15 protein-coding genes are annotated in these 15,286 nt (G+C 57.4%); 12 read left to right on the top strand and 3 right to left on the bottom strand.

From position 1 onward, the window contains the following. Window positions 1–465: 465 nt before the first annotated feature. From ftsH to HMPREF2958_RS02665, 3 genes are all read left to right on the top strand, one after another. On the top strand, window positions 466–2,748 hold the full coding sequence (gene ftsH / locus HMPREF2958_RS02655; RefSeq protein ID WP_070696339.1) for an ATP-dependent zinc metalloprotease FtsH: 2,283 nt from the start codon (window positions 466–468) through the stop codon (window positions 2,746–2,748). Further along, window positions 2,735–3,322, top strand: coding sequence for a GTP cyclohydrolase I FolE (folE, locus tag HMPREF2958_RS02660; RefSeq protein WP_041321610.1), 588 nt, complete (start codon window positions 2,735–2,737; stop codon window positions 3,320–3,322). Before ftsH ends, folE begins: the two co-directional genes overlap by 14 nt. A gap of 133 nt (window positions 3,323–3,455) precedes the next feature. Then, window positions 3,456–4,592 carry a hypothetical protein gene (locus tag HMPREF2958_RS02665; RefSeq protein WP_141755783.1) on the top strand — a complete coding sequence of 379 codons (1,137 nt, stop codon included), beginning with the start codon at window positions 3,456–3,458 and terminating at the stop codon, window positions 4,590–4,592. A 56-nt stretch (window positions 4,593–4,648) separates the two neighbouring features. Here HMPREF2958_RS02665 and HMPREF2958_RS02670 read toward each other — a convergent pair whose 3' ends face one another. The 3 genes from HMPREF2958_RS02670 to HMPREF2958_RS02685 form a co-directional block, all read right to left on the bottom strand. Continuing rightward, on the bottom strand, window positions 4,649–4,987 hold the full coding sequence (locus HMPREF2958_RS02670; protein WP_070627000.1) for a type II toxin-antitoxin system HicB family antitoxin: 339 nt from the start codon (window positions 4,985–4,987) through the stop codon (window positions 4,649–4,651). Between the two features lie 540 nt (window positions 4,988–5,527). Further along, window positions 5,528–6,124 carry a GNAT family N-acetyltransferase gene (locus HMPREF2958_RS02680; protein WP_070696349.1) on the bottom strand — a complete coding sequence of 199 codons (597 nt, stop codon included), beginning with the start codon at window positions 6,122–6,124 and terminating at the stop codon, window positions 5,528–5,530. A 38-nt stretch (window positions 6,125–6,162) separates the two neighbouring features. Beyond that, window positions 6,163–6,366, bottom strand: coding sequence for a hypothetical protein (locus HMPREF2958_RS02685; RefSeq protein WP_070696352.1), 204 nt, complete (start codon window positions 6,364–6,366; stop codon window positions 6,163–6,165). Between the two features lie 261 nt (window positions 6,367–6,627). Between HMPREF2958_RS02685 and folP the strand changes: the two genes are divergently transcribed. The 9 genes from folP (at window position 6,628) to lysS (ending at window position 15,147) form a co-directional block, all read left to right on the top strand. Next, on the top strand, window positions 6,628–7,578 hold the full coding sequence (gene folP, locus HMPREF2958_RS02690; protein WP_070696355.1) for a dihydropteroate synthase: 951 nt from the start codon (window positions 6,628–6,630) through the stop codon (window positions 7,576–7,578). Window positions 7,579–7,615: 37 nt separating this feature from the next. Then, entirely contained in the window at window positions 7,616–8,050 is a 435-nt protein-coding gene (gene folB, locus HMPREF2958_RS02695; protein ID WP_037231372.1) for a dihydroneopterin aldolase, read from the top strand. A gap of 37 nt (window positions 8,051–8,087) precedes the next feature. Continuing rightward, window positions 8,088–8,690 carry a 2-amino-4-hydroxy-6-hydroxymethyldihydropteridine diphosphokinase gene (folK, locus tag HMPREF2958_RS02700; protein WP_070696827.1) on the top strand — a complete coding sequence of 201 codons (603 nt, stop codon included), beginning with the start codon at window positions 8,088–8,090 and terminating at the stop codon, window positions 8,688–8,690. Next, complete coding sequence (locus tag HMPREF2958_RS02705) at window positions 8,687–9,220, top strand: DUF3180 domain-containing protein (protein ID WP_004005758.1); 534 nt, start codon at window positions 8,687–8,689, stop codon at window positions 9,218–9,220. The genes folK and HMPREF2958_RS02705 overlap by 4 nt, the downstream gene beginning before the upstream one ends. 9 nt (window positions 9,221–9,229) lie before the next feature. Beyond that, window positions 9,230–9,805, top strand: a complete 576-nt coding sequence (locus HMPREF2958_RS02710; protein ID WP_246827998.1) for a PH domain-containing protein — start codon at window positions 9,230–9,232, stop codon at window positions 9,803–9,805. Further along, window positions 9,805–11,529, top strand: coding sequence for a PH domain-containing protein (locus HMPREF2958_RS02715; RefSeq protein WP_083313684.1), 1,725 nt, complete (start codon window positions 9,805–9,807; stop codon window positions 11,527–11,529). The genes HMPREF2958_RS02710 and HMPREF2958_RS02715 overlap by 1 nt, the downstream gene beginning before the upstream one ends. Window positions 11,530–11,618: 89 nt before the next feature. Beyond that, window positions 11,619–12,575 carry a Rossmann-like and DUF2520 domain-containing protein gene (locus HMPREF2958_RS02720; protein ID WP_041321877.1) on the top strand — a complete coding sequence of 319 codons (957 nt, stop codon included), beginning with the start codon at window positions 11,619–11,621 and terminating at the stop codon, window positions 12,573–12,575. Continuing rightward, complete coding sequence (gene panC / locus HMPREF2958_RS02725; protein WP_070696358.1) at window positions 12,572–13,519, top strand: pantoate--beta-alanine ligase; 948 nt, start codon at window positions 12,572–12,574, stop codon at window positions 13,517–13,519. The genes HMPREF2958_RS02720 and panC overlap by 4 nt, the downstream gene beginning before the upstream one ends. A gap of 95 nt (window positions 13,520–13,614) precedes the next feature. Next, window positions 13,615–15,147 (top strand): lysine--tRNA ligase, encoded by a 1,533-nt coding sequence (gene lysS / locus HMPREF2958_RS02730; RefSeq protein WP_238382396.1) that lies wholly within the window; start codon window positions 13,615–13,617, stop codon window positions 15,145–15,147. The last annotated feature ends 139 nt before the right edge of the window (window positions 15,148–15,286 follow it).

Consider the following 15,286-nt stretch of genomic DNA (forward strand, 5'->3'; position numbering starts at 1 on the left):
CTCGAAACCGTGCGCTATCGCCTAGCTAATCCGCAGCCAGGGGTAAAGGTTTCCCTTGACGAGCTGTAGAGTGAAATCTATGAATAATGTGATGATTTGATGGTCATAAGGCTGTCATTCAATACGAACCGGAAACAGACGTGCTGCGTGGTGAATTTATTGGTTTGAATGGTGGCGCAGATTTTTATGCAGATAACGTTGCCGATTTGCACCGGGAAGGTATGACAAGCCTGCAAACCTTTTTGGAGGTATGTAGGGAACAGAGTTGGGGATCGACCGCTTAGACATACCTCTGCACGCCCGCACTGATTCCTTTTAGCCTTGAGGTGAAATGCCGCCGATGCAGGCGTAATCCGGTGGGGTTAGGGTACATTTAAAGTTGCATCTTTCTATCGTCACGGAGTGCTCCGGCACGCTGCGGCGCGTACCCGGCGTGTAGCCGTCGTAAACGTAAGGAATTAAGCATTGGCGCAAAAATCCAATAACTCGCCGAACGGCCCCGATAACTTTTTAGGCAGGCTGATCAATGGTCGCTGGCTGTGGGCTATCGTTATTGCAATTGTTGTCGTGGCGTTCTCGCTGAGCTCGCTTTTTGCGCAGGGCGCACGCCAGGTAGATACCAACGTTGGTTTGCAGCTGCTCAACGACCATCAGGTGAAGAGCGCAAAAATCTATGATGGTGACCAGCGTGTTGAGCTGCAGCTGAAGGAAGACTATAAGCAGGGCAGCAACAACTACGGTTCCTCGGTGAAGTTCTACTATGTGCAGCCGCGTGCCGAAGAAGTCGTGCGGGCTATGAACGGCGCCCAGCTGGAGAGCTACACCGATCAGCCGGTGGAAAACAGCTTCTTGGGATCCCTGATCTCTCTGTTGCTGCCGGTGCTTCTTTTTGGTGCAATTTTCTGGCTGCTCATGGGTCGCATGGGCGGTAACTCCTCGGTCATGAGCTTCGCGAAGTCGCGCGCGAAGAAGTTCAACAAAGACAACCCGACCGTGCGTTTCTCCGATGTCGCCGGTGTTGATGAGGCCCTGGCTGAGCTTGAAGAGGTGCGCGAGTTCCTGGCGGAGCCCGAAAAGTTCACTCGACTAGGCGCTAAGATTCCTAAGGGCGTGCTGCTGTATGGCCCTCCCGGTACCGGTAAGACCTTGCTCGCGAAAGCTGTTGCGGGCGAGGCTGGCGCGCCTTTCTACTCGATTTCCGGTTCCGACTTTGTTGAGATGTTCGTGGGTGTGGGCGCATCCCGCGTGCGTGATCTGTTCAAGGAAGCAAAGTCTAACCCCGCCGCGATCGTCTTCGTGGACGAGATTGATGCGGTCGGTCGCCGTCGCGGCGTCGGCATGGGCGGCGGTAACGACGAGCGTGAGCAGACCCTTAACCAGCTGCTTGTTGAAATGGACGGCTTCGACGGCAACTCCAACGTGATCGTGATTGCCGCGACCAACCGCCCGGATGTGCTCGACCCCGCCCTGCTGCGCCCGGGCCGTTTCGATCGCCAGATCGGTGTGGACGCGCCCGATATGAAGGGTCGCCAGCGCATCCTTGAGGTGCACGCCGCCGGTAAGCCGATCGACCGTCGCGTCGATTTGGGGCAGGTCGCTAAGCGTACACCCGGTTTCACGGGTGCAGACCTGGCGAATGTGATGAACGAGGCAGCCCTGCTGACCGCCCGCGATAACGGCAACGTGATTGATGACCGTGCTATCGATGAGGCTATCGACCGCGTGATGGCGGGTCCGCAGCGTACTTCGCGCATCATGAGTGAGCACGAGCGTAAGGTAACCGCGTACCATGAGGGTGGTCACGCTCTCGTGGCTGCCGCCCTGCGCAACTCCGCGCCGGTTACCAAGATTACGATTCTGCCGCGTGGCCGTGCACTGGGTTACACGATGGTAATGCCGCAGGACGATAAGTACTCGACCACGCGCCACGAGCTGCTGGACCAGATGGCCTATGCGATGGGTGGCCGCGCAGCTGAGGAAATCGTATTCCACGATCCTTCCACGGGTGCCGCGAACGATATTCAGAAGGCGAGCGATACTGCGCGCAAAATGGTAGCCGACTACGGTATGAGCGCCCTGCTGGGTTCGGTAAAACTTGGCAGCGATGACACCGAACCGTTCATGGGCGGCGATCCTTCGGCGGCACGTAACTACTCTGACAAGACCGCCTACAAGATCGATATTGAGGTGCGTAAACTTCTGGAAGAGGCTCATGATGAGGCTTTCCAGATTCTTGTGGAGAACCGCGATGTGCTTGACCGCTTGGCGTTCGCCCTGCTGGAGAAAGAGACTCTGCTGGAGAACGAGATCGCGGAGATCTTCAAGGATGTGCGTAAGCGCCCCGAACGTGAGCACTGGTACTCCAAGGAAGGCCGTGAGCGCACCGATATTCCGCCGGTGAAGGCCCCGAGCGAACTTGCCGCAGAGAAGAACGGTCTGGAGAGCGATTCCGATCCGACCGTGGCGATGAAGGCTCCTACGACTGCATCTATGCCGACTGCGCCCGAGCACACGGCACCGGGCCAGAACCTGCCCGGTCAGGGTGGTCAGCCTCAGCAGATGCCGCATCCAGACACGCAGGATATTGAGGATACCGATCCGACCGTGGCGATGCCTCCGCAGCAGTATCCCGAACAGCGGCAGTTCCCCGGCCAGTATCCGGGTCAGCAGAATGAGCAGCAGCAGAACCCGTACCCGTATAACAACCCGAACCAGAACCCCTATGGAGGGTCGGATGAGCGAGGATAACGGCTCGGGGGTAGATAAGCCGCGCATTGAGGCGGCAGTTCGGGAAATCCTGTTGGCAATCGGTGAAGATCCTGACCGCGACGGTTTACAGAACACCCCGGCGAGAGTGGCTCGCGCCTACGAGGAGTTTTTCTCGGGCCTGCACGCCGACCCCGCCGATGTGCTGGGCACGACCTTCGATATTGCCCATTCCGAGATGGTGCTGGTGAAGGATATCCCGTTCTATTCCACGTGCGAGCATCACCTGGTGCCTTTTCACGGGGTGGCGCATGTTGGATACATTCCCGGGGCTGACGGTAAGGTGACGGGGCTGAGCAAGCTGGCTCGGGTGCTTGAGGTGTATGCGCGCCGTCCCCAGGTGCAGGAGCGGCTGACCACGCAGGTGGTGGAGGCGTTGGAGGAGCACCTAAACCCGCGCGGTGCGATCGTTGTGATTGAGGCCGAGCATATGTGCATGTCGATGCGCGGCGTGCGCAAACCTGGCGCGAAAACCGTCACGAGTGCGGTGCGCGGGCAGCTCAAGAATGCGGCAACTCGTGCCGAGGCGATGAGCCTAATTTTCTCGAAGCACTAGTTTCTTATTCCGCGAGCAGGTGGTTTTTGACCCGAGCAGGTAGGAAAATCCTACCTTTTCGGTCAAAAACCACCTGCTCGCATTAAACTCCGGCGCTACTAACCTAGAAATATTTGTTTTTACAAGGATGTATATGAGAACCCCTAGAATCCTGCCGAAATTCCTTTTGTGGGCAGATGAGATTGATGATGCGGGCAGAATTTCCGATCAAAACCATCTAGAGGCCGCACTAGGTTCGCCGTGGTTATCCGGGAGGAGCGGGTACCGGAAGATCGAAGAGTTTTGTGCCGCGATGGGTGCGGGGGAGAAGCCGTGCGCAGCCGAGGAAGGTTTTGCGTGGGTGAGGCCTGAACGGCTGATGCGACTTGTGCAGTCGCTAGCCTACGCTATTCCGCAGCATGTGCATGGTTGTTGGGTGAACGCCCGGCTGATGCACTGCCTGTTCAACCCAAGCATCGACAGCTCTTTAGACCTAGCACAGAATGTTCGCGATTTTCACGAACGGAACAACAGACACCCGGATCGCACCCTCAACTTTTCTGCTTTTTATGGCACCAAGACGCAGAGTTACGACCTGACGCCAGATGACGTACTAAATCACGTGATGTGCCCTGAAAATATTCTGTACCGCGAACTCAAAAACATTATTGGACCTGATATAACCGATCAAGAATCTTTTACCCGCACAGAGCGTTATTATCTGCGTAATTATGATTCAGCGCTTCTGGTCAATGACGTTGAGGGCCAGTATTATGAGGCTTTTCGCAAGCTGCTCCTTGGACACTACCGTGCGGGAACTTTGGGCGATTATGTGCATCAGACTGTTAAGAATCTGCGTACCTGCAACGTGGAGTTGTATCCGTTTCGTTCATCGTGGGTGAGCGGGGTTGAAGATTTACACAATGTCTATTCGGATTTTAGCGCTCGATTGGTGTTATACCGTCTGGCGCGTTATCTGCGCGATGAACAGGAAAGCGAACCCGGATTCTGGCTTGTGATGCGCAGCCGCGACGCTTGGTATCGGCAAATTCAATCCGTGCTCACGAACCCTGAACCGCGTTATGGGCTGGGGTTTAACTCCCAGGATGCGCGCGAGCTCGCAGACTGGATCTTCACAACCTATGCGTACGAGCATTCTAGCCGTTCGGCGATCATGACCCCGCAGAATCTCAGGAGCCTCACTCCCAAAGCTAACGGGGTCCTTCAGAAAGGCGAGCGCATGAGCGCTGACGAGTATACCCGCCTGAAACGAGGCATCCTGCCTGGGTAAAGCTATGCTCTGCCTCGCAAGATGGACATTCCTGCTACAGATGCTGTTTTATGCGTTTATGCGGCTGCTTCTAATGCATGTGAGACATATTGGTTAAGGCTCTGATGTGCAAATGCTGCCTGCTGGCTGAGTTTACGATGTAGCTGTGGGGATACCCGCAGGTTAAAGCGTCCCGAGAACTGTCGTAAGCGATAGGGTTCTGGCACTGGTTTTCCTTCTTCCTCCAAGATGTCGATAGCCTGGAGCACTACCTGCTGAATTCCGGATAAAGCCTCCAAAGAGCTATCAGCTAGGCAAGAGAGACTAGGAAACTCTGCAACGGTTCCCACAAATTCTTGGTCTTCTTCAGACCATTCGACGCGGTATGTGTATAGTTCTTCCCGAGGAATAGACATTTTATTCTGCCTCCAATTTTTCAATGGCCGCTAGTACCTGACGCACTTGATATGGCTTAGCAGATCCATTTCGGCCTTCTTGTAAGTTAACCAGCGGATCGCCAATCCAAGGTGTCTTGAAAAAGTGATGAGACCCGTGAATACGTGGTTCTCCAAAATATGCTTTACTCACTTTGATGAGATCACGAAAAGCGATATTCTTCGGATTATTACGCATTTTCTGTAGGATCGTAGCAACACTAGGCATAACAAGTATAGTACCAAATATAGTACCGAAATACTAGGGAGTACATTGGGGTACAAACAGTATTATTCGTATGCACACAGCTGCATAGACGGCTTTAGAGGGTGGAGCATGCGCGCGATATAGGGTAAGGTAGTAGCAATCGGGTGAGCACCCAGTCTGCTAAAACTATGAGTGCCCACTCTGTGAGGACGTTATACTAGCCAGTGGCTAATAGCGTCGACTAACTTAGCGACCGCCTCGATGAATCGTGAGCCTACCTCAACAAGTCGCACGATCGTCCGGGCGGTTTTGCGTTAAAGCTGAACCGCCATTTCGTGCTCAACCAGACGCGGTCCAAAGGACTGGTCTACCTTTGTAGCGCCCGTACACCGCCAGCCCTGCCGTTCGTAGAAGCTGATGGCGCGGGAATTTCCCTCCAAAACCCAGAGAGTCGCGCGCTCACATCCCCATGCGGCAAAGGTGCTGAGCGCATGGTTCATGAGGGTGTGCCCAATACTCTCCCCGAGGATATCCGGGTCTATGTAGAGTGAGTGGAGTCTTCCGTTCATCGCCCCGCCCGGAGTAGCCCTTTCGGCGCGGTCAGTCTTATCGGGTGCCGCGCTGAAACAGCAGAACCCCAGCACCGCATCGTCGCGTGCAGCGAGCATAAACGACCGTTTTTCACCGTCGCTCGAACCCTGCACGGACGCTGACCTGCTGGGCGGCGAGTTCTGGGGAAGCTGGCTGAGATACCCGCGCATCCGCTCGGTGTCTTCGGCGACACTGAGCGAATCGAGGTAGTCCTGAGATATTAAGCCCTGATATGCAAACCGCCACCCCTGAACACGGATGCGCGCTATTGACTGCGCATCGTTGGGGGTGGCGGGTCGAATCGTGAGGGCATCCGGCATGGCTTAATCCTAGCGGAACGCCTCTGCACGAGATAAAACTAGTGAGATTCGGTTTTCTTTCCCGTGGGGTCATCCCAGCCGAGGGCTAGGGTCACGACCATACCCAGGGAGAGGAACCCTGCGCAGGTTGCGACACCGAACGCGACCCAGCGCACGGCGGTAAGTCCATTCGCCAGAACAACCGTGATAAACGCCGCAAGAGCGATAAAGCCAAGAATCCAGGCGCCAACTTTCAGATTCATCTGAACCTCCAAAACCGTCAGTCTCTACGATGCGTTACATTCCGCCCGGCACCGTAGCCGCACAGAACTCTATAGTCATAAATCCAGCATACCCCCGCTACGCCCTGCATGAAAAAATGCGCATAAATCATGCAATATTAAATCCGGTTGCGAGAAGGTTGTTGTTCGCCGACAGGTTAGGATTTTCCGACACTGCTCGGGCCAAATACCACCTGCTCGTGGCACGAAGGTGGCAAGGCGTGCATCCGTTAGGATTAAATCATGCACGCAATGATGACCCCGCAGCCCCCCGCACACCTGCCCTGCGACGCCGCAGCCGCAGAGCGAACCCTGGTGATGGGAATCCTGAACGTCACCCCTGACTCCTTCAGCGACGGCGGCGAACACTACACCGCGAACGACGCTCTCACCCACGCGCGGCACATGATCGCACAGGGTGCAGACATTATTGATGTAGGCGGCGAATCCACCCGGCCCGGTGCGGTGCGCATCAGTGTTGATGAGGAACTTCGGCGCATCCTGCCCGTGATCGAGGGGCTTGCCGAAACCGGTATCACCATCAGCGTAGACACCATGAACGCAGCGACCGCCCGTGCCGCCGTAGCCGCCGGGGCGCACATCATCAACGACGTTTCGGGCATGAGCGTGAGCGATGAGATGATACAGACCGTCGCCGAGCTAGGCGTACCCTATATTCTGATGCACGCGCGCGGCACCTCAACCACAATGGATGCGCTCGCCGCCTACCCGCACGGCACCGTCACCGAGGTGCTGGACGAGCTCGCCGCACTGCGTGATCGCCTGGTTGCCGCCGGGGTTCATGCTGAGAACATTATCCTTGACCCCGGGCTGGGATTTGCGAAGGGCGGCATGCAGGATTGGGAACTGCTCGCCGCCCTTGGGCAGCTACACACGCTGGGACATCGGGTACTAATCGCCGGTTCGCGTAAGCGTTTTCTGGCGAATGCGCTGAACGCTGCGGATGTGGCGCGCGCCAAAACCCAGAATCCCGCCGCGAGCGCGAACACCGTTCCCGACCAAATGCCGCCAGCACGCGCCCCCGAAGACCGTGATGCCGCATCCGCCGCTCTCTCTGCGCTCGTGGCGGCCCAGGGAGTGTGGGGGGTTCGCGTGCACAATGTGCCCCCCACGGTGGATGCCGTGACCGTGGCGAGTACTTTACGCACTATTACCCGCACCAAACAGACCTAAAATTATGTACCAGTATTCACATCAGCTAAGGAACACCATGCCGAACCCAGCGCACGCCTATGCCTCCTGCGACCGCATTACCCTGACCGGTGTTGCCGCCGTGGGTTTTCACGGAGCGCTTGATTTTGAGAAACGTGAAGGTCAGCCTTTCGTGGTAGATACGGTTTTATACACCGACTTCACGCAGGCTGCCGCGACCGATGACCTCGCCCAAACCACGAACTATGCGGAAGTTGCCGAGATTATCCGCACGCATATTGTGGGGGAGTCCCTCGATCTGATTGAGACTCTTGCCGTGCGTATCGCCCAGAACATTCTGGACGAATGCGCGTATGTGCATGCGCTTGAGGTGACCGTCAATAAACCGAAGGCTCCGATTGAGGTGACCTTCGGGAACGTGGCAGTGACCGTATTCCGGGAGCGTGAAGGCACGCAGATTCAGGGCGGAAAGGGCGCGTGCGCGCGTGGGTAATGTACCGAACGCGAACCAATCGCACCCTGCGCCCGGCATGGACGCGTTAGCGCATACGGCGGTGCTGGCCCTGGGGTCAAACCTGGGCGAGAGCGAAACCACCCTAGAGCAGGCCGCCACCGACCTCGTGCATCTTAGCGGGGGTGCAGTGCGGCTAGTAGGCGCCTCCGGGCTGTATGTGACGGAACCGGTAGGCGGCCCCGCCGACCAGCCGGACTATATCAACGCCGTCCTTGAAGTGCGCACGAGCCTTGACCCCTATGCACTGTTAGCGCTGTGCCAGCAGGTGGAGGCGCATCACCACCGGGTGCGGCTTGTGCGATGGGGCCCACGCACTCTCGACATTGACGTTATTACCTATGACGACCTTGTCAGCGACGACCCGGTTCTGACGCTGCCGCATCCGCGTGCGCATGAACGCGCTTTCGTTCTGGTTCCGTGGGAACAGGCAAATCCGCAGGCGGTCATACCGTCTCGTGATGCCGCTACGGGCGAACAGACGCGGCATCTCGTCGCCGATTTAGCTCGCAGGGTACGCACAGCCGATGAACGCGCGGGGGTTAACGCGGTACGATTTATGCGAGACATGAATTTGCCCAAGAACCTATTTGATAGTGGTGCTGAAAGCGAGGGCGTATGAAGCCCATCCGAATATCCGTTATTGCGTGTGCCGTGGCGCTGGGGCTTGTTGCTGCAACGATCCTGAATAACCTGGTGGTGAACGCAGGCGGCGGTGAACTCGCAATGTCGCCTGTGGTGGCACTGATCTGCGTGGTAATAGCGGGTATTACGCTCTGGTTTGCGTTTCAGGTGGCGCGTTTTCGCAATGTTGAGACCCGGCGTAAAGCGAAGTCCATGAACTCTCTCATGGCTGCGCGTACTTTGGCGTGTGCGCAGGGCGCAATTTTGACCGGGGCCCTGCTGGCGGGCTGGATGCTCGGGCTTATCGTCTACGATGTGGCGTTGGCGAGCGCTCGCGGTATTCCCGGGTTTTTCTGGTCTACTGTGGTGAACCTGGTTGGTGCTGTGCTGCTGCTGGCGGGCGGGCTGTGGGCGCAGTATCTGTGCCGTATTCCGCCGGACGATCCGGACGGTAATTCGTCTTCGGGCGGCTCGAACTCGGGTAAGCTTGCCGCTGACGGATACTCCCGCACGAGCGATCGACGATAGAGGGTATGTATGTCACAACTTTCACATGCTGAGGATGCTTCTTTCTCGCACGAGGGTGAGAGCTCGGTGACCGCGACCGAGAGCGAGTGGGTGCGCGCGTATCCTTCATATACCAAGATTCAGCTAATACGCGTCGTAGGGTTTTTTATCACGCTGGTAGGCGTTTTTGCGGCGCTGACCGTGATGTTTGAGATGATGCGTTCCTCCGGCGCTCTGCCCAAAACCACGTGGCTGCCCGCTCTTACCGGGGCGATCGCCGCTGTCCTGTTGGTGTGGGGAATCTGGTGGGCGGCGCTGTTGCCGCGCCGCACCCGAGCGCTGGGCTATAGTCTGCGCCCCAACCATCTGATGGCGCGCCAGGGGCTGCTGTTTCGGCATGTGACGTCCATTCCGTATGGGCGCATCCAGTATGTAGATGTAGATTCCGGTCCCTTGGAGCGTGCTCATCACCTGGTGCGTCTGACGATCCGCACCGCCGGGGTGACCGCTTCTAAGGTGACGCTGTACGGTATTCCCGCTGAACGTGGGCAGCAGCTGCGCGAGCTTTTGATACGCCGCGCCGATGAACGCATGGCGGCGCTGTAATGACACGGGAATCCCAGAACTCGAATAACCAGGACGTGCGTTCTGTCGAGTCTTCTAACACTTCTGAACATCAGATAGTCCCGAGTGAAGCTGCGGAGACCCTCACGTGGTGGCGTACCGATGTGCGCACGTTCATCATGAACATATGGGTTTTCTTCGCGTTTATTATTTATCTCGCGTGGGATTATATTAAGAATTCCTTCAATAATAATGCCGAGAATGATTACTGGAATATTCTGCGGCAGCTACCCGAATATCTTCTGAACCACGTTGGACATAACCCGGTAATGCTGTATGGCTACGGTGCTGCGGCGGTCCTTATTTTTGGCGGAAGTATTCTTTCGTGGGCGTTTACCCGCTACAGCGTGAGCGCGCATTCGGTATACCGCCACAGCGGAATATTTTTCAAGAAACAGCGGCAGATTCGCCTGGAAAGCGTGCAAAGCGTCGATATTTCACGCTCACTTGTCGCCCGTATTTTGGGGCTGTCCGAGCTTCGGCTTGAGGCTGCGGACGGTGCCGAAGAAGCCCTGCATATCAAATACCTCTCGCATGCGAAGGCGCAGGATTTGCAGGAACGCCTGCTGCAGCGGGTGAGTACCCTGCGTGCCGCCAATACGCCAGAGTCCGCCGATGCTGTGAGTGTTCCGGCTGAGAAGGATCACGAGGTAAACCTCGCAGGGGAGCAGCAGGCAGAGGAAGGCCACAAGCCGGAACGGTTGCTCTTCAAAGTCCCCAATTTGCGGGTTCTTGCCGCGATTGTGCTCAGCGCGTTGCTGTGGGCACTCCCGGTAGCGATTATCTGGGTGGGCGGTACGATCGTGGGGTGGCTGATGAACCCCCAAAAGGACTTGGGGCAGATATCGCAGTTTATTTTTCCGTCCCTGATTCCAATTCTCGGTTTTCTCTGGCAGCTGTGGAGCCGCTTCGATCAGGGCGCAAATTTCACGGTAGAGCGCATCCGCCAGAATACTTCGGATGCGCGCGGCGACAGCCTGCGCATCACCTATGGTTTCACGGGAACGCATACGCAAACCCTGTTCCCGCAGCGTATTCAAGCCCTCAAGATTGAACAGCCCCTGCTGTGGAAGCCCTTCGGGTGGTACCGAGTGGTGGTCAATATTGCGGGCGTGGCAGTAAATACGGAGGGTTCATCCGACGACTTATTTACCCGCAACACCGCCCTGCCCGTGGGCACCGCCCGCGAAATGCAGCGGCTTCTTCACCTGCTGCTGCCGAGTGCGTCACCGCATAGCCTCGAAACCGTGCAGGCGGTCATGGAATCATCAAGGTACAACCCCGCCGACAGCAGTGAGTTAGGCGTAGTGACGGCGCCGCGCCGAACACGTTGGCTTAACCCGCTCACCTTCCGGCGTGACGGCTTCGCGCGGGTGAATACCGAACAAACGGGTGTCGATGATCACCAGAACCGTGAGCTGCAAACCCCGGGACACACCCCCACCCGGGATCTTCTCTTGCTGCGTGGCGGCTGCCTGCTGCGGTTCCTCTCGATAGTCCCCGAACGGCAGGTGCTCGCGGTGCAGTGGTCGCAGGGGCCGCTCAATCGCATCCTCAAAACCGCGTGCATACATTTGGGCAGCGTTCCGGGGCCGGTCAAACCAGCCGTCCAGAACCTAGAGGCGCACGATGCCGAACGCATTGCCGTCGAGATCATCACCCGCACTGACGGCACTCGGGCCTATTACACATCGCCTTCGGCATAATTCCCTGTAGCGATCCGCCATGATCGTCGACGCACCTGGTGAACGCTGAAAAACACGCGGATTTTGCGGTACCTAATATACTTAAGAGTGTGACCACGAATCATCTGAAACCCGCACGCCTCGGTATCGGTGTTATCAGCGCCGGTAAAGTCGGCGCTGTGCTCGGTGCCGCCCTGCGCGCTGCCGGGCATTCCCTGGTGGGCGTGCATGCGGTTTCTGAAGCTTCTCAAGAACGGGCGGATGTGCTCTTACCCGGCGTACCGCTCCTTGAGGTGGAACAGATTGCCGAACGCAGCGAGCTGCTGCTGTTGGCTGTCCCCGACGATGAATTGGCTGGTCTGATCGAGTATTTGGCATCTTCCGGGTCTCTAACCAGTGGGCAGTTGCTTGTGCACACCTCCGGGCGGCACGGCACTGATATTTTCGCTCCCGCAACCACATTGGGCGCTATCGGCTTGGCGATTCACCCCGCCATGACTTTCACCGGTTTATCCCTGGATTTACAACGACTCACCGGTACGAGCTTTGCCGTGACCGGGCCTGCGCCTTTTATCCCTATAGCTCAGGCGCTCGTCGTTGAAATGGGTGGTGAGCCCGTCCACGTTGCCGAAGCCGATCGTGCGCTTTATCACGCCGCACTGGCGCACGCCTCGAACCATCTCGTCACACTTTTGGGACAGTCCCAGCAGATGCTTGCTAGTATCGGTATTGAAGACCCGGCGCGTTACCTCGGTCCGCTGGTTCGTGCGACCGTCGATAACGCGCTTGCGAGTGGCGAAGGCGCGCTAACCGGTCCCGTGGCACGCGGCGATGCAGGTACCCTGGATGCGCATCTTAATGCGCTGATAGAGTACACCGACCACGAAAATACACAGGATATCGCTGACTCATATGCCGCCATGGTGCGCGCAACCGCATCTAGGGCGCATAATAGAAACTTATTAAACGACGACCAGAAGGCTCGGATTGAATCTACCCTGCGAACCCACACCACGGGCACGCGTCAATCCGGTGCGATGCCTGACGATAAGGAGTTCTCGTCATGACTGAGACCTCGATGCCCCGCATCGTCACGACTATTACCGAGCTTCGCTCCGCTATTGCGGAGGCGCTTGCTGCCGCCCAGGAACGGCTGGATGAGCGCGCCCGTGCCGAAGCCGCCGAACAGGAAGGCGAGGTGCAGTACCGCAGCGCTACGCTCGGGTATGTGCCTACGATGGGTGCTCTGCATGCAGGGCACGCCACGCTTTTGCGCCGCGCGAGTGAACAGAACGATGTTGTGGTGGCGTCGATCTTTGTTAACCCGCTTCAATTCGGTCCCAACGAAGACTATGACAAATACCCGCGCGCCCTGGAAACGGATGCGCAGGTCGCCGCCGATGCGGGCGTTGATATTATCTTCGCGCCCTCCGTGGATGAAATGTATCCCGAAGGCGAGCCGCTTATTCGCATTTCCAGCGGCGAACTGGGCAATAAATTTGAGGGAATCACCCGCCCCGGCCACTTCGACGGCGTGCTCACCGTCGTGAATAAGCTCTTCAATATTGTGCGCCCCGCCGCGGGCTCGCACGAGGTGAACGCTTACTTTGGGCAGAAAGATGCCCAGCAGGTTTTGCTCGTGCAGCGCATGATTCACGACTTCAACCACGACATTACCCTGCGTCCTATCGCTATTGTGCGTGACGACGACGGCTTGGCTCTCTCCTCACGGAACGAATTCCTCAGCGAACAGGAACGTGAAGCTGCGCTGGTGATTTCCCGAACCCTTGCATTGATGCGCGAAAACTCGCTGAACCGCGGGTTTGAGAGCATTGATCTAGAGAGTGCACGGGCACGTATTAACTCAACCGAGGGTGTGCGCCTGGACTACCTGGAGCTTGTGGATCCGAGCAATTTCCAGCCGCCGACCGCTGATTCCGAGCGGGTGCTCGCACTAGTTGCGGCATATGTGGGTTCCACACGCTTGATCGACAACATGGATTTGCTGTAGCAAACCGTCATATTTGACCTCCTAAAACACGAGATAGGTATCTTTTGAGCAACGAGCAGAGCGCCACACCGGCCATTGCAGATATGTCCGAGCAGATGAAGATTCGCTTGGAGAAGCGCGCTAAGTTCCTGGAGACCGCGGGTGAAGCGTATCCCGTTGGGCTTCTGGATGCCGAAGGTAAGCGCATCGAACCGGATCATATCGCCGATATTCGCGCTCAGTACGACCCGAAATTAGAATCCGGCGAGCTCACCGCCGGGGACGAAACCGACCATGTGGTGCATGTGCCGGGCCGTGTTGTGTTCGTGCGCAATACCGGTAAACTCTGCTTTGCATCCCTGCAGGCGGGTACGAATGGCGACCGCATTCAGGCGATGCTCTCGCTCAATGAGGTTGGTGAACAGTCGCTTGCCGACTGGAAATCCCTGGTGGATTTGGGCGATCACGTGTATGTGACCGGCCGCGTGGTGGTCTCTCGCCGCGGCGAACTGTCGATTATGGTGCGTGAGTGGAGGATGGCCGCGAAGTCGATTCGCCCCATGCCCGTGCTGCACAAGGATTTGAACGAGGAAACTCGGGTGCGCCGCCGCTACCTGGACTTGATGGTTCGCCCTGAGGCTCGTGACCTGGTGAAAAAGCGCGCTCTGATTACCCGCACTGTGCGCCGCGTGCTGGAAGATCACGGCTATATTGAGCTGGAAACCCCGGTGCTGCAGCTGGTGCACGGCGGCGCGACGGCTCGTCCGTTCCGCACTCATCTGAATGCCTTCGACCAGCCTATGACGATGCGCATCGCCACCGAACTTCCGCTCAAGCGTGCCGTGGTGGGCGGCATTGAGCGCGTCTACGAAATTGGTCGCGTATTCCGCAACGAGGGCGTGGATTCGACGCACAGCCCCGAATTTACAACCCTGGAATGCTACGAAGCCTACGCCGATCAGTACGTGATGGCCGAGCGTATGCAGGAGATTATCGTTGCGTGCGCACAGGAGCTCGGGGTTACCGCGATTGAGACTGAGGACGGCACGATCGACCTGGGCGGTGAGTGGGCGTGGCTGAGTGTCTACCCCGGACTGTCTGAGGCCGTGGGCGTTGAAATAACCCCGGATACCCCCGCTGAGACGCTGCGCGAGATCGCTGCCAAGCATGAGGTTGAGGTGGATCCCGCCTGGGACGCTGAGAAACTTGTGATTGAGCTTTTCGGCGAAATCGTGGAGCCGACCCTACTGAACCCGACCTTTGTGTATAACTACCCGCCGAGCGCCCAGCCTTTGGCCCGGCCAAACCGCGATGGTTCCCGCACGATTGAGGCGTGGGATCTGATTATTGGCGGTATGGAGCGCGGCACCGCGTTCTCTGAGCTGATCGACCCTGTGATTCAGCGCGAGCGTTTGACTGAGCAGTCCCATAAGGCCGCTGCGGGCGATGACGAGGCGATGGAACTTGATGAGGACTTCTTACGCGCCCTGGAGCACGGTGCACCGCCGATGGGCGGTCTCGGGCTGGGTGTTGACCGTCTGATTATGCTTTTGGCGGGTGAACAGGACCCTGAACGCCCTGGAACCGTGGTGCGTCAGCCAGGTATTCGTGAAACTATTTTGTTCCCGTTGATGAAACCGGAGTCGTAATTTCGGGCTTGATCGAGGCTTTTCTTTCGTAAAGGTCTGTAAACCGCGTTAAACCGTAGATGCCGTTCGTAACGTGTATGCGTTATCGGGCGGCATTTTGCGCTATCGGGTATGCTGTCATCAGCACGAAAGGTTGTGA

It is taken from the genome of Rothia sp. HMSC036D11, assembly GCF_001814205.1.
In the GTDB taxonomy this organism is placed as follows: Bacteria; Actinomycetota; Actinomycetes; order Actinomycetales; family Micrococcaceae; genus Rothia; species Rothia dentocariosa.

Excerpts from the sequence above, each read along its gene's own strand:
- folE (WP_041321610.1), top strand. The coding sequence starts at position 2,735 with ATGAGCGAGGATAACGGCTCGGGGGTAGATAAGCCGCGCATTGAGGCG.
- HMPREF2958_RS02665 (WP_141755783.1), top strand. The coding sequence starts at position 3,456 with ATGAGAACCCCTAGAATCCTGCCGAAATTCCTTTTGTGGGCAGATGAG.
- HMPREF2958_RS02670 (WP_070627000.1), bottom strand. The coding sequence starts at position 4,987 with ATGTCTATTCCTCGGGAAGAACTATACACATACCGCGTCGAATGGTCT.
- HMPREF2958_RS02680 (WP_070696349.1), bottom strand. The coding sequence starts at position 6,124 with ATGCCGGATGCCCTCACGATTCGACCCGCCACCCCCAACGATGCGCAG.
- HMPREF2958_RS02685 (WP_070696352.1), bottom strand. The coding sequence starts at position 6,366 with ATGAATCTGAAAGTTGGCGCCTGGATTCTTGGCTTTATCGCTCTTGCG.
- folP (WP_070696355.1), top strand. The coding sequence starts at position 6,628 with ATGCACGCAATGATGACCCCGCAGCCCCCCGCACACCTGCCCTGCGAC.
- folB (WP_037231372.1), top strand. The coding sequence starts at position 7,616 with ATGCCGAACCCAGCGCACGCCTATGCCTCCTGCGACCGCATTACCCTG.
- folK (WP_070696827.1), top strand. The coding sequence starts at position 8,088 with ATGGACGCGTTAGCGCATACGGCGGTGCTGGCCCTGGGGTCAAACCTG.
- HMPREF2958_RS02705 (WP_004005758.1), top strand. The coding sequence starts at position 8,687 with ATGAAGCCCATCCGAATATCCGTTATTGCGTGTGCCGTGGCGCTGGGG.
- HMPREF2958_RS02710 (WP_246827998.1), top strand. The coding sequence starts at position 9,230 with ATGTCACAACTTTCACATGCTGAGGATGCTTCTTTCTCGCACGAGGGT.
- HMPREF2958_RS02715 (WP_083313684.1), top strand. The coding sequence starts at position 9,805 with ATGACACGGGAATCCCAGAACTCGAATAACCAGGACGTGCGTTCTGTC.
- panC (WP_070696358.1), top strand. The coding sequence starts at position 12,572 with ATGACTGAGACCTCGATGCCCCGCATCGTCACGACTATTACCGAGCTT.
- lysS (WP_238382396.1), top strand. The coding sequence starts at position 13,615 with ATGAAGATTCGCTTGGAGAAGCGCGCTAAGTTCCTGGAGACCGCGGGT.